Source organism: Telluria beijingensis, from assembly GCF_030770395.1.
In the GTDB taxonomy this organism is placed as follows: domain Bacteria; phylum Pseudomonadota; class Gammaproteobacteria; order Burkholderiales; family Burkholderiaceae_D; genus Telluria; species Telluria beijingensis.
This window is the reverse complement of the sequence record NZ_CP132480.1, coordinates 3,481,224-3,493,647: the sequence shown is the minus strand read 5'-3', so window position 1 is coordinate 3,493,647 and position 12,424 is coordinate 3,481,224. Positions and strand designations below refer to the sequence as shown.

Genomic DNA, 12,424 nt, shown 5'->3' with positions numbered 1-12,424 from the left:
ATAAGGATTAAAAGCGAAGGCAGCCGCGCGCTGCCTTGCTGCCCGACTTTCTATACTGGCTTTCTCTGACACCGCTTCAAAGGAGAAAGCCATGAGCGAACAGCGTCCCACGCTAACCACCCGGCAAGGCCATCCAGTCCGCGATAACCAGTCCCTGCGCTCGGTCGGCGAACGTGGTCCGGCCACGCTCGAGAACTACCAGTTCATCGAGAAGATCACCCACTTCGACCGCGAACGCATCCCCGAGCGCGTCGTGCATGCGCGCGGCACCGGCGCCCACGGCTACTTCGAAGCCTACGGCAAGATCGGCGACGAACCGGCCTGCAAATATACCTGTGCGCGCGTGCTCAACGAGACCGGTGTGCAGACCCCGGTATTCGTTCGCTTCTCGACCGTGATCGGCGCCAAGGAATCGCCTGAAACCGCACGCGATCCGCGCGGCTTCGCGGTCAAGCTGAAGACCGTCGATGGCAACTGGGATTTGGTGGGCAATAACCTCAAGGTGTTCTTCATCCGCGATGCGATCAAGTTCCCGGACATGATCCACGCCTTCAAACCCGATCCCGTCACCAACCAGCAAGAGCCATGGCGCTTCTACGACTTCATCTGTAGCCATCCCGAAGCGCTGCACATGGTCACCTGGGTCAAGAGCCCATGGGGCATTCCTGCCAACTATCGCCAGATGGAAGGCTCGGGCGTCAACACCTATAAACTGGTCAACGACAAGGGCATTGCCCACCTGGTCAAATTCCACTGGCAGCCCAGGCAGGGGGTACGCAACCTGACGGCGCAACAGGCCGCCGAGATCCAGGGCCGCGACACCAGCCACGCCACGCGCGACCTGTACGATGCGATCGAACGCGGCGATTATCCCGAGTGGGAATTCTGCGTGCAGATCATGGCCGACGGCCCGCATCCCGAGCTCGATTTCGACCCGCTCGACGATACCAAGCGCTGGCCCGAAGACCAGTTCCCGCTGCTGCCGGTGGGCCGCATGGTGCTGAACAAGAACCCGGACAATGTGTTCGCCGAAACCGAGCAGTCGGCCTTCGGTACCGGCGTGCTGGTCGACGGCGTCGACTTCTCGGACGACAAGATGCTGCAGGGGCGGACGCTATCGTATTCGGACACCCAGCGCTACCGCGTGGGGCCGAACTACCTGCAATTGCCAATCAACGCACCACAAGAAAAAGCCAAGGCCCAAACCAACCAGCGCGACGGCCAGATGACGTTCTATGTGGATGGCGATGGCGAGAACAAGCACATCAACTACGAGCCGAGCCTGGTCGGTGGCTACCAGGAGGCCGATACGCCGGGTTACGAATACCGGCCGTGGGTCGAAGGCCACCTGGGCCGCTACCAGACCACGACTACGCGCGACGATTACAAGCAGGCTGGCGCGCGTTATCGGACCTTCGAGGATTGGGAGCGCGACGACCTGGTCAACAACGTCGGGGGCGACCTGAAACAGTGCCCGGAACCGATCCAGCTACGCATGGTGTGGCATCTGTGGCATTGCGACGAGGATTACGGCCGCCGCGTGGCGGAGATCGCCGGGATTGACCTGGAGAAGGCGAAGGCGCTGCCGCCGTTGCCGAACCGGCCGGCGCCGCATGAGGATCGGCAGGGGGCGACGTATACCAGCGGAGAGCTGGAGAATGGTGGGGATGCGGGTCGGAAGACGGAACCGGCCACCAGCGAAGAAGTCGCAGCCGCAAAATAATACGACCACGTGGGGTGGACGGCGAGCCGTCCACCCCACAACATCGCACCAGGGGTAAACGGATTACGCCTTGGCTTCGCCGCCCAGTGCGTCAACCACATCGGCCAGCAACTTGGCCAGCTCNGGGCCCCCCCCCCCCCCCACAACATCGCACCAGGGGTAAACGGATTACGCCTTGGCTTCGCCGCCCAGTGCGTCAACCACATCGGCCAGCAACTTGGCCAGCTCACCCGTCATCAACATGATGTCGTTATCGAACCGCTCATCATCGTTATACGTCGGGCTCTCGCCTTCCTTGATCACGTCCAGCGGCTTGATGCCCTTGATCGCCAGCGATTCGGTCAGCACGAAGCTGACGCGGTCGTTCCAGGTCATGGCCAAGCGGGTGCACTGCTTGCCGGCGGCGATGTGGCGACGAATATCGTCCGGTTCCAGCGTGTGCTTCACATAGCGCACGGCGGCGCGGCTTTCGCCGGTCGCGCGCAGCTCGGTGTCCTGGTCGATCGTGAAGCCGTATGGCGCTTCATCGGCTTCCAGCCAGCCGGTCATCACGGCCACCGGCGATTTCTGCACGCGCAGCGATTCGAGCGGCATCTTGTCGACGGCCTTGAGCAGCATTTTCACGATGTCGTCGGCCTTGGCCGGGCTCGCGGCATCGACCACCAGCCAGCCATTGACCGGGTCGATCCAGGTCCAGACATTGCTGCGCAGGGTAAACGCGCGCGGCAGCAGTTCGTCGGCCACGCGCTCTTTCAGTTCCTTCATCGCCTTCTTACCAGGCGGGAAACCCTGCTGCTCTTCCAGCTCGGCCGCCTTGGCCTTGGCCACCTGGTTGATGACCGATGCCGGCAGCAGTTTCTTTTCGGTGCCCAGCATGATCAGCATCTGCTTGTTCACCACGTGCACCAGGCCGCCGTTCGGGCGCGGTTTGTCCCAGCCCTGGCGCAGCAATTCATTGCTGGTGGCAGGCACGAAGCTCTGCGGCTCGAGGGCTTTTTCCAGTTGTTCAGGGGTGTAGGCCCATGGGGCCGGCAGACGGTAAATCTGTAGATTCTTGAACCACATAGGTTTTCCGGTTGTGTCAGTATTTCAAAGGATCGATATTCTACGCTGCTACATGGCAACGTCGCATAAAAAGCTCAGGACCTTGTCGATTCGTCCAGAACATCGTCGAACAGCCGCAATTGCTCGACTATTTCGGTGTCGCCCAGGCGCACGCCCACGCCCAGCAGACGCACGGGGCGGCTGGCGCGGGCCCAGCCGGTTTCCATCAGTCGCGCATAGGTCGGAATATGTGGCGCGTAACCCACGCACTCGACCGTCGTCTGCTGGAAGTCCGAAAATTTAATTTTTACGAACAGCTTGTTGATGAATTTTTCGGCATTCGCCCGCTTGATGCGGCCCAGCAGGTGTTCGTGCAGATCGGGCAGCAGGGCCAGGCAGGCGGCCAGGTCGGGTACGTCGGGCGTATAGGTTTCTTCGGTGCTGATCGACTTGCGCTCGCGCGACACGTTCACTTCGCGGTGATCGATGCCGCGGCTGAGATCATGCAGCCGCGCCCCGAAGCTGCCGAAGTGTTCCTGCAGCCTGTCCATGCTCCACGTGCGCAGGTCGGCGCAGGTCTGCAGGCCGAGCCGGTTCATCTTTTCGGCCGTCACCTTGCCCACGCCATGCAGCTTCTTGACCGGCAGCGCCGCGACGAAGGCGTCGACTTCATCGGGCCGCACCAGGAACAGCCCGTCGGGCTTGTTCCAGTCGCTGGCGATCTTGGCCACGAACTTGTTCGGCGCCACGCCGGCCGAGGCGGTGATGCCGACGATCTCGAAGATGCGGCGCCGGATCTCTTGCGCAATCAGGGTCGCGCTGCCCTTGCAGTGCGGCGAATCGGTGACATCGAGATAGGCTTCGTCGAGCGAGAGCGGTTCTACCAGCTCGGTATAGTCCTGGTAGATGTCCATGATCTGGCGCGAGGCGATGCGGTACTTCTCCATCGCCGGCGGAATCACCAGCAGGTCGGGACACAGCTTGATGGCGGTGGCGGTGGCCATCGCCGAATGGATGCCGTAGCGGCGCGCCTCGTAGTTGCAGGTCGCGACCACGCCGCGTTGGTCGGGACGGCCGCCGACCGCCAGCGGACGGCCGCGCAACGACGGGTCGTCGCGCATCTCGACCGACGCATAAAAGCAATCGCAATCGCAGTGGATGATTTTTCGGACCGGGGCATTCACCTTAGAGACCGCCCCGCGTGGGGAGGACTACTGTAATTGCATACAGTATCGTCCGAAATCCCGTTTGGCGCAAGCCGCTAGCGCGCCAGGTAGCCGTTGCGGTGGACGTTGGTCAGCGCCTGCACCCAGCCCGGATAGAAGGCCGGCAGGCTGCTGGCGGCGTCGAGTTCCTGCAGGTCCTGGCCTGACAGCGCCAGCTCGAGCGCCCCCAGGTTGTCCTGCAACTGCGCCGGCCGACGCGCGCCGACGATGGCGGTGGTCACGCCGGGCCGCCCCAGCAGCCAGGCCAGCGCCACCTGGGCCGGCGTGGCGTCGACCCGGGCCGCCACGCGCCTGACGGCATCGATCACGGTGTAGCCGTGCTCCGGCGCGATCGGCGGAAAGTCGATATGGATGCGGCGTGCATCCCGATCGCTGCTGCCGGCGCGGTCGAATTTGCCGGACAACAGGCCGCCGGCCAGCGGGCTCCAGGCCATCAGGCCGAGGTTCGCGTCCTGCACCTGCGGCAGGATCTCGCGCTCGACGTCGCGCACCGCCAGCGAATAGCAGGCCTGCACCGACACATACGACGACCAGCCGTGCAACTGCGACAGGCCGAGCGCCTTGGCGGTCTGCCAGCTCGATAAATTCGAGCAGCCGATGTAGCGGATCTTCCCGGCCCGCACCGCGTCGTCGAGCGCGCGCAGGGTTTCTTCCATCGGCGTGAGTTCGTCGACGTTATGGATCTGGTACAGGTCGATGTGGTCGGTGCGCAGGCGCCGCAGGCTGGCCTCGAGCGCGCGCGTCAAGTGCAGGCGCGATTGGCCGGCGTCGTTCGGACCCTTGCCCATCGGCGCGTGGAATTTGGTGGCCAGCACCACCTGCTCGCGCCGCCCTGCCAGCGCCTGCCCTAGCAGGCTTTCGGATTCGCCGTCGGCATACACGTCGGCGGTGTCGATGAAGTTGATGCCGGCGTCCAGCGCCGAACCCACCAGGCGCTCGGTGGCGGCCAGGTCGAGGCCGCCGACCTTGTCGTAGGGCGGCGTGGCGGCGCCGCCGAAGGTCATGGCGCCCAGGCACAGGCGCGAGACGATGATGCCGGAGTTGCCGAGTCGTCGGTATTGCATGAGGGGGACCTTTTAAACGAAGCGATGGGGCCAGTGTAGAATCGGGCGGCGCGGCCCACCATGCTGCGTCCTCCACCGTTCATGCGCGACCGTCCAGAACCCGCTTCCGATCCCCTTTCCGACGTGCTGGCCCTGCTCGAGGTCCGCAGCGGCGCGGCATTGCGCATGACGGCCGGCGGCCCGTGGGCGCTGCGCTTTCCGGCCTATCCCTACCTGAAATTCATCGCCCTGCTGCGCGGCGACTTGTACGTGCAGGTCGAGGGCGACGCGCAGCCCTACCGGCTCGAGGCCGGCGACTGTCTGCTGATGCGCAGCGGCCGGCCATATATCGCCGCCACCGATCCGGCACTGCCGGCGCAGGATGGCGTGGCCCATTTCGCGGCGCTGCGCGGCGATACCATGATGTGGGGCGATCCGGATGGAGCGGATCGCATGGACATGATCGCCGGCCGCTTCGAATTCGACGCTTTGCAACGCGACCTGCTGGAGCAGGTGGTGCCGCCCGAGCTGCACATCCGCGCCGATGCGCAGGCCGCGCCGGCGTTGCGCGCGCTGCTGGCGTTGTATGGCAAGGAAGCGAATGCGCCGGATGCGGGAGCGCGCCTGGTCACCGACGGGCTGGCGCGCATCGCGCTGGTGCAGGCCCTGCGTGAGCCAGGCAGCGCCCAACACGGCTGGCTCGCCGCCCTGGCCGACCAGAAGATCGGCGCCGCATTGCGCCTGCTGCACGGCGCGCCCGAACGGCGCTGGAGCGTCGAGGCACTGGCGCAGGAAGTCGCGATGTCGCGCTCGGCGCTGGCGCTGCGTTTCCGCCAGCTGGTCGGCATGGCGCCGCTGCAGTACCTGCAGGCCTGGCGCATGCGGCTGGCGCGCCAGGCGCTGCGCGCGGAAGACACGCCGGTGGCGACGATCGCCTGGCGTCTCGGCTACGCGTCCGAGAGCGCGTTCAGCGCCGCGTTCAAGCGCAGCAGCGGTTGCGCGCCGGGGATGTACCGGCAAAAAAAACGCGCGACCGACGCCGCGCGTGCCCGTCATCCGGACGAGGCGATTACCAGCTGAGCTTCAGCGCGTACTTGCCATTGGTAGCGCCGGTGCCGCCGCTGTAGTAGGTCACGCGCACATAGCGGGTCGCCGTGCTGCTGCCGGTGTTGGCCGAGCTGACGCTATCGACCGCGCCCGCCCCGTTCTGGCTGGTCCCCAGCTGCGTGCCCGAACTGTTGTACACATACAGGTCGTAGTCGGCGCTGCCCAGGCCCGGGGTCAGGATCGCGCTCAGCGTCTTACCCGCCGGCAGGTCGACGCGGAAGTAATCCGTATCGCTGGTCGAGCCCATATTGCCGTTCACCGTCGTATTGCCCGAGCTGACGAGGTTGGCGGTGGCGATCGTGTTGTTCGACTCGCTCTCGGCCAGGGTCGTGGCGGGCGTGCCGCCGGTGCTGGCCGAGTTGACCGCCGCGGTGGCGTCCACGATGCCGGTGCCGCAGCCCGAGCAGCTGGCCGGGAAGGCGCGCGCGGTCGACTTCAGCTTGCTCTCGATGTCGTCCGGCGTCAGGTTGGCGTTCAGCGCCAGCATCAGCGCCGCCACGCCGGCCACGTGCGGGGTGGCCATCGAGGTGCCCTGGTAGGCCGCATAGCTGTCCGAGGCCGGCGCGCCGGTGCCGGTGTTGAGCGTCGACAGCACGCCATACGCACCGTCGCCGCCCGGCGCCGCCACGTCGACCAGGTTGCCGTAGTTCGAGTAGGAAGCGCGCCCGCCGGTGCGGCCGGTGGCCGCCACCGCGATCACGCCCGAGCAGTTGGCCGGGCTGGCGTTGCTGACGTTGACGGCGTCGTTGCCGGCCGCGACCACCACCACCGCACCGCGCGAGCGCGCGCCGTTGATCGCGTTCTGGGTGGTCGAGTCGCAGGCGCCGCCGCCGCCCAGCGACAGGTTCAGCACGCGCGCCTTGTTGGCATTGGCCGGCACGCCCGACACGCTGCCGCCCGACGACCAGGTGATGGCGTCGGCGATGTCCGAGGTATAGCCGCCGCACTTGCCCAGCACGCGCACCGGGACGACCTTGGCGTTGTACGCCACGCCGGCGACGCCGGCGCCGTTGTTGGTGCGCGCCGCCACCGTGCCGGCGACGTGGGTGCCGTGCCAGCTCGAGCCCTGGTCGCGCGTCGGCTGGCCGCCGCCGCATTCGCCTGCCACCACGGCGTCGCCCGGATCGCTGGCATCGCTGTCGCGGCCATTGCCGTCGTTGCCGATGGCGGCGGTGCTGATGAAGTCATAGCCGGCCAGCAGCTGGCCGGACAGGTCGGCGTGCGGCCGGTAGCCGGTATCGATCACCGCCACCACCACGCCGCTGCCGGTCGACTTGTCCCAGGCGGTCGGCAGGCGCAGGCCGCCGGCGGCCTCAAAGTAGTGCCACTGGTCGGTATAGCGCGGGTCGGTCGGCGTCGCCATATGGGTCATGATGCGGTCCGGCTCGGCGTACTCGATGGCCGGGTCGCGCGCCATCATCTCGGCCGCCAGCGACTGCACTTCCTTCAGGTGGCGCTTGCGATCGAGCTTGAACACCTGGGCTCCGGTCGAGATGGCATGGCTTTCCCTCACCACCACGCCGAACTGCTGGCCGGCGCGGTCGAGCTTCGATTTGCGGTCGCTGCTCAGGGCGGCGACTTTCGCCATGGCGCCGTTGGCGGCGGCCTTGGAATCGCGGTACTTCACGATGATGCGGTCGGTCTCCACGATGAACTGCGGTGCGCCGGCGCCGGCATCGCCTGCGGCCGCGAAGGCCGAGGCGGAACCCAGCGCGAGCGCGAGCGCTGCACACATCTTCAATACGGTCGGACGAATCGAATGCGTTTGCTTCATGGTTCTTCCTTATCCAAGATTTTCCGTCAAGCGATGGTTTGCTTGTGTCGTTGTGAACCGGCAGTGCCGGTGCCGTCTGATTGCGGCGAGCCCAGCGTAGCGCGAAAGGAAGAGTCGTCAGCGCAATTTCCAACCGTTTTCGGCGTGCATACAACGGTTAAATCGTCGATTTTTTCAAATACATGATTTGTTCGGCGATTTTTTAATTACACAGAATATTTCATGCCACGATTAAGATATTGAACACATATGCATTGCGAATAAGGTAATTAGTAGATCATCGTTCATGTCACACTTACGGCATTTTTGTCACATCCAGGCCCTCAGAACGAAAAAAAGGCCGCGCAATGCGCGGCCTCTCGGTTCGGGATCAGGCGATCTGAATGATCAGAAATTGCCCTTGAACTGCATGCCCCACTGGCGCGGCTCGTTGGTGAAGCCGGTCAGGTTGTTGAAGTCGATGGCGCCGGTGATACGGCGCTGGTCGAGGATATTGCGGCCGAATGCAGCGACTTCGTACTTGCCGTTGCCGAAGATATAGCCGACGCGCACGCCGCCTTCGGTCAGTGGCGCGCCGGTGAACTCGGTCGCCTCGTACAGGAAGAAGTTGATCTTGCTGCGGTACGACCAGTCGGTGAAGACGTACAGCTCGCCATCGCGGAACGGCACGCCGTAGCGGGCGGTCGCGTTGAAGGTCCAGCGCGGCGCCTGCGGCAGCGGGTTGCCGTCGATGATCACGCGGCCGACGGCGTTCAGCGGATTGGTGATGGTGCACTGCGCGCACTTGTTCACCGACAGGCTGCCGTCGCGGATCTGCGTGTAGTTGTAGCTGGCGCCGGCGCTCACGCGCAGGGCGGTGCTGACGGCCGCTTCGAAGTCGAACTCGGCGCCGCGGCCCTTGGTCTTGTCGGCATTGATCAGGCGGTTGACGTTGGAGTTGCCGCCCACCACGGTCAGCTGCTGGTCTTCGATCGTGTAGTCATAGATCGAGAACGACGAGCGCGCGCGGCGGTCGAACAGGTCGGCCTTCACGCCCAGTTCGAACGACTTGATGGTCTCGGAATCGGCGACGGTGATCGGCACTTCGGCCGAGGCGGCGGCGATGCTCGGCGCGCGGAAGCCGGTGGCGGCGCGGCCGTACACGTTCACGGTCGGGGTCAGCTTGTAGGTGGCCGACACGTCCCAGTTGATCTTGTCCTTGCTTTCTTCCACCGACGACGGGCCGATCTGGACGACGTTGGTCGCTTCGATGGTGCGGAATTCCTTCTCGTCCTTGGTGTAGCGCAGGCCGCCGCGGATGGTCCAGTCGGGGGTCAGGTCGTAGCTCGCCGATGCGAAGGCGGCCCAGGCTTCGTTCTTCTGGGTCGAGCGCAGGCGCGAAGTACGCGCATAGGTGGTGCTGTTGAAGTTGTCGCTGCCGCCAGTCACGTCTTCGTCGAAGAAGTACAGGCCGGCCTGCCAGTTGAACGGGCCGGTGTATTGCGACTCGAGGCGGAATTCTTGCGTGTACTGGTCCAGGTTCTCGATATAGCCATTGGTCTCGACCTGGAACGGGATGAAGCCCGGGCCGGCAGGCGTGCCGCCGTCGATGTCGCCGCGGCTCGAGTAATCGATGATGTGCTCGTAGCCGGTGATCGAGTGCAGCTTGTAGTTGCCCAGGTCCCATTGCAGGCGCAGGTTGATGCCGTTGGTCTTGAGGCTCTGGAAGTTCTGGGCGTTGGTGACGATGTCGTCCAGGTCGGTGCCGTCGGCGAAGGTGTTGCTGCCCTTCTTGATCAGGTTGGCACGGAACAGGCGTGCGCTGCCATTGGTCTGGCGCTGGTGGAAGCCCAGCAGGCCGCTGAAGCCGTCCTTGCTGTACAAGAACTGGACGCGTTCGGCGTGCTCGTTATAGCCGTCGAGTTCACCGCGCTTCTGGGTCTTGGCGACGTCGCTGAAGTTGTTGACGTAGTCGTCGCGGTGCTGGCCGACGGCCGACACGCGCATCGCCACATTGGTCGACAGAGGCACGTTGACGGCGCCTTCGGCATTCATCGTGTAGTGCGAGGCGGCCGACAGGTTGTAGTAGCCCTCGACCTTCTTCAGGTTCGGCTTCTCGGATTCGAATTTCACGACGCCGGCCGGGGTGTTGCGGCCGAACAGGGTGCCTTGCGGACCGCGCAGCACTTCGACGCTGGCCAGGTCGAAGATCGGGAAGCCCTTGAGGATCGGGTTTTCCTGCACGATGTCGTCGTACACCAGCGAGACCGGTTGCGACGCGAAGGTGTTGAAGTCGGTATTGCCATAGCCGCGGATATAGAAGCGCGGGAAGGTACGGCCGTTCGACGATTCGACGTTCAGGCTCGGCACCTTGCCGGCCAGCAGGCGGATATCGTCGCCGCCGGACACCAGCACGTCGAGTTTATCGCCCTTGAGCGCGGTGACGGAGACCGGCACGTCGCGGATGTTCTCGGTGCGGCGCTGGGCCGTCACGGTGACGGATTGCAGTTGCAGGGGTTGGGCGGTCTCGGTGGTGGCCTGGGCCATCGCCGGTGCGATCGGCAACGCGGCGGACAGCGCCAGCATTGCGCCATGCGCGCGGGTAACGCGCTTGTGCATCTTGGACATCTTGGTCATGGAGTGTTTCCTGGTGATTAAAAAAAGAACCGATGTCCCCGTTCCTCTTCTTATGGACGCTACCCCCGCCGGGTGCGCGAGCGGATATGACCCGCCCTCGGCAATGCGCATCTGAGGCGCTCATCTTTGCGATGTTTTCAAGGTTGCCGACTTGTCAAAGGCGGTATTGTCCGTGAATGGTCCATACGACGGCAAGTAAATATCGCGTGTGACGTCTTGATTACAACACATGCAGATGTGCCGGTTCGGGCTCTGCCTTCCGGCCATCCGTTTTGGGCCGCATATCAAGTTTTTGAATTTTTTTCGAAAAACCCTTGCAGACCATGAAAGCCAGCCTCTATAATTCGGGCCTCTTCGGAAGCAATGACAAGCTTCAGATAGAAACCACCGAGATGGGCGCTTAGCTCAGTTGGTAGAGCGGATCCCTTACAAGGATTAGGTCGGGAGTTCGAGCCTCTCAGCGCCCACCAAGCATCTCGATGGTTGATCGAAGGTACGATCAGAGTAAACGGAGCGGTAGTTCAGTTGGTTAGAATACCGGCCTGTCACGCCGGGGGTCGCGGGTTCGAGCCCCGTCCGCTCCGCCAGCATCAAGGAAGAAGGGTCCGATTCGTCGGACCCTTTTTCTTTTTCCGGGTTCCGCTTGCGTAGTCGATGTTTGACGTCACGCACGGCGGCGTACCGGATCCCCGACTTCCACCCGATCGCGTCCTGCGCGCTTGGCCGCATACAGCGCATGGTCGGCGCGCGCCAGCGCCGCACTCAAATCCTCGTTCGGATCGAGCACCACCACCCCGATACTGACCGTCATCGTGTAGCTCGGCCCGCTGGTGATCACATTGGCGGCGCGCACGGCCAGGCGCAGGCGCTGGGCGGCCTGCACCGCGGCGTCGATGTCGGCGCCCGGCAGCATCATCGCGAATTCCTCGCCGCCCAGGCGGCCGATGGTCTCGTGCTCGCGCATCACGTCGCGCGCGGTGCGGGCGAAGACCTGGAGGGCATCGTCGCCGCTGGCATGGCCCCAGCGGTCGTTGATCTGCTTGAAGTGGTCGATATCGATCATCATCAGCGCCAGCGGATGGCGCTGGCGCTGGGCGCCCAGGCGCGCGCGCTCGGCGCGTTCCAGGAAGGCATGGCGATTGGGCAGGCCAGTGAGGCAATCGGTGGAGGCCAGCCTGGCCATGCGCGCATCGTCTTTCTGCTTGCACAGCAACAGGAAGCCGAAGCCGTTGACGATCATGAGCAGGTAGCCGGCCAGGTAGGCCGCTTCGCGCGCGAGCGTGTGGTCGAACGGCCCCTTGCCCAGCAGGGTCGAGCCGGCCCACAGCGTGACCGCGACGGCGAACAGCGCATCGTTGATGCCAATGATCCGCTGCAGCAGGGAAGCATGGCGCCGGCGCAGCAAGACCCAGGCCATGGCGGCGGCGAACAGGGCGACCACGCCCGCCACCAGCGCGCTCAGCTGGGCGTTGCTGGCGCCGTGGCTGCCGGCCGCGATCACCACCGCGGACGACAGCACGGCGATCGGCAACAGCAGCCGGCCCCAGCGCGTGAAACCGAAAAACACGCAGTAGGCCGCCATCTCGAGCGACACCGCGAAGATCCAGCCGATGCCTTCCAGCCCACCGAGGAAGGGCAAGCCCAGGAAGGGACGGGCCCAGCCGACCAGCTGGCTCAGCCCCATGCCCAGGCGCGCCCACATCCACAGCTGCAAGCCCGGATTGCGCTCTGCGCCGTGGGTATATCCTGCCATCAAGATCGCAAAGCCGACGTTACCGATCCCTAGGGCAAGAAGAAAAGTCTGTATATCGATCATTGCCTGTCCTCTATCGGGAACCTTAGGCATGGCCCATGCGACGGCTCATGTGCCAATATCAACAAGGCAAAATAT

The 12,424-nt window shown here is 64.4% G+C and carries 8 protein-coding genes and 2 tRNA genes; 4 read left to right on the top strand and 6 right to left on the bottom strand.

From position 1 onward, the window contains the following. Nucleotides 1-91: 91 nt before the first annotated feature. On the top strand, nt 92-1,723 hold the full coding sequence (locus tag Q9246_RS15445; RefSeq protein WP_306391499.1) for a catalase: 1,632 nt from the start codon (nt 92-94) through the stop codon (nt 1,721-1,723). 168 nt (nt 1,724-1,891) lie between these two features. Here Q9246_RS15445 and Q9246_RS15440 read toward each other — a convergent pair whose 3' ends face one another. From Q9246_RS15440 to Q9246_RS15430, 3 genes are all read right to left on the bottom strand, one after another. After that, a complete protein-coding gene (locus Q9246_RS15440) occupies nt 1,892-2,788 on the bottom strand; it encodes a recombination-associated protein RdgC (protein ID WP_306391498.1) in 897 nt (298 codons plus the stop codon). 74 nt (nt 2,789-2,862) lie between these two features. Next, nucleotides 2,863-3,951, bottom strand: coding sequence for a DNA polymerase IV (dinB, locus tag Q9246_RS15435; protein ID WP_306391497.1), 1,089 nt, complete (start codon nt 3,949-3,951; stop codon nt 2,863-2,865). 77 nt (nt 3,952-4,028) lie between these two features. After that, the gene (locus tag Q9246_RS15430) at nt 4,029-5,057 is read right to left on the bottom strand and encodes an aldo/keto reductase (RefSeq protein ID WP_306391495.1); all 1,029 of its coding nucleotides are present in this window, start codon (nt 5,055-5,057) and stop codon (nt 4,029-4,031) included. A 60-nt stretch (nt 5,058-5,117) separates the two neighbouring features. Here Q9246_RS15430 and Q9246_RS15425 point away from each other — a divergent pair, with 60 nt between their 5' ends. Continuing rightward, a complete protein-coding gene (locus tag Q9246_RS15425) occupies nt 5,118-6,116 on the top strand; it encodes an AraC family transcriptional regulator (RefSeq protein ID WP_306391494.1) in 999 nt (332 codons plus the stop codon). Here Q9246_RS15425 and Q9246_RS15420 read toward each other — a convergent pair. Both Q9246_RS15420 and Q9246_RS15415 read right to left on the bottom strand, forming a co-directional pair. Continuing rightward, on the bottom strand, nt 6,106-7,917 hold the full coding sequence (locus Q9246_RS15420; protein ID WP_306391493.1) for a S8 family peptidase: 1,812 nt from the start codon (nt 7,915-7,917) through the stop codon (nt 6,106-6,108). The two genes, Q9246_RS15425 and Q9246_RS15420, sit on opposite strands and share 11 nt — an antisense overlap. A gap of 387 nt (nt 7,918-8,304) precedes the next feature. After that, nucleotides 8,305-10,533, bottom strand: a complete 2,229-nt coding sequence (locus Q9246_RS15415) for a TonB-dependent receptor (RefSeq protein ID WP_306391492.1) — start codon at nt 10,531-10,533, stop codon at nt 8,305-8,307. Between the two features lie 394 nt (nt 10,534-10,927). On the opposite strand from Q9246_RS15415, the gene Q9246_RS15410 reads away from it, so the two are divergent. After that, nucleotides 10,928-11,003, top strand: a tRNA-Val gene (locus Q9246_RS15410). Nucleotides 11,004-11,043: 40 nt separating this feature from the next. After that, nucleotides 11,044-11,120: transfer RNA gene (locus Q9246_RS15405), tRNA-Asp, on the top strand. A 77-nt stretch (nt 11,121-11,197) separates the two neighbouring features. Here Q9246_RS15405 and Q9246_RS15400 read toward each other — a convergent pair. Beyond that, entirely contained in the window at nt 11,198-12,286 is a 1,089-nt protein-coding gene (locus Q9246_RS15400; RefSeq protein WP_306391491.1) for a GGDEF domain-containing protein, read from the bottom strand. Nucleotides 12,287-12,424: the final 138 nt, after the last annotated feature.

What these genes read in the sequence shown, in the direction of transcription:
- Q9246_RS15415 (WP_306391492.1), bottom strand. Translation starts at nt 10,533, where the DNA reads ATGACCAAGATGTCCAAGATGCACAAGCGCGTTACCCGCGCGCATGGC.
- Q9246_RS15400 (WP_306391491.1), bottom strand. Translation starts at nt 12,286, where the DNA reads ATGGCAGGATATACCCACGGCGCAGAGCGCAATCCGGGCTTGCAGCTG.
- Q9246_RS15420 (WP_306391493.1), bottom strand. Translation starts at nt 7,917, where the DNA reads ATGAAGCAAACGCATTCGATTCGTCCGACCGTATTGAAGATGTGTGCA.
- Q9246_RS15425 (WP_306391494.1), top strand. Translation starts at nt 5,118, where the DNA reads ATGCTGCGTCCTCCACCGTTCATGCGCGACCGTCCAGAACCCGCTTCC.
- Q9246_RS15440 (WP_306391498.1), bottom strand. Translation starts at nt 2,788, where the DNA reads ATGTGGTTCAAGAATCTACAGATTTACCGTCTGCCGGCCCCATGGGCC.
- Q9246_RS15430 (WP_306391495.1), bottom strand. Translation starts at nt 5,057, where the DNA reads ATGCAATACCGACGACTCGGCAACTCCGGCATCATCGTCTCGCGCCTG.
- Q9246_RS15445 (WP_306391499.1), top strand. Translation starts at nt 92, where the DNA reads ATGAGCGAACAGCGTCCCACGCTAACCACCCGGCAAGGCCATCCAGTC.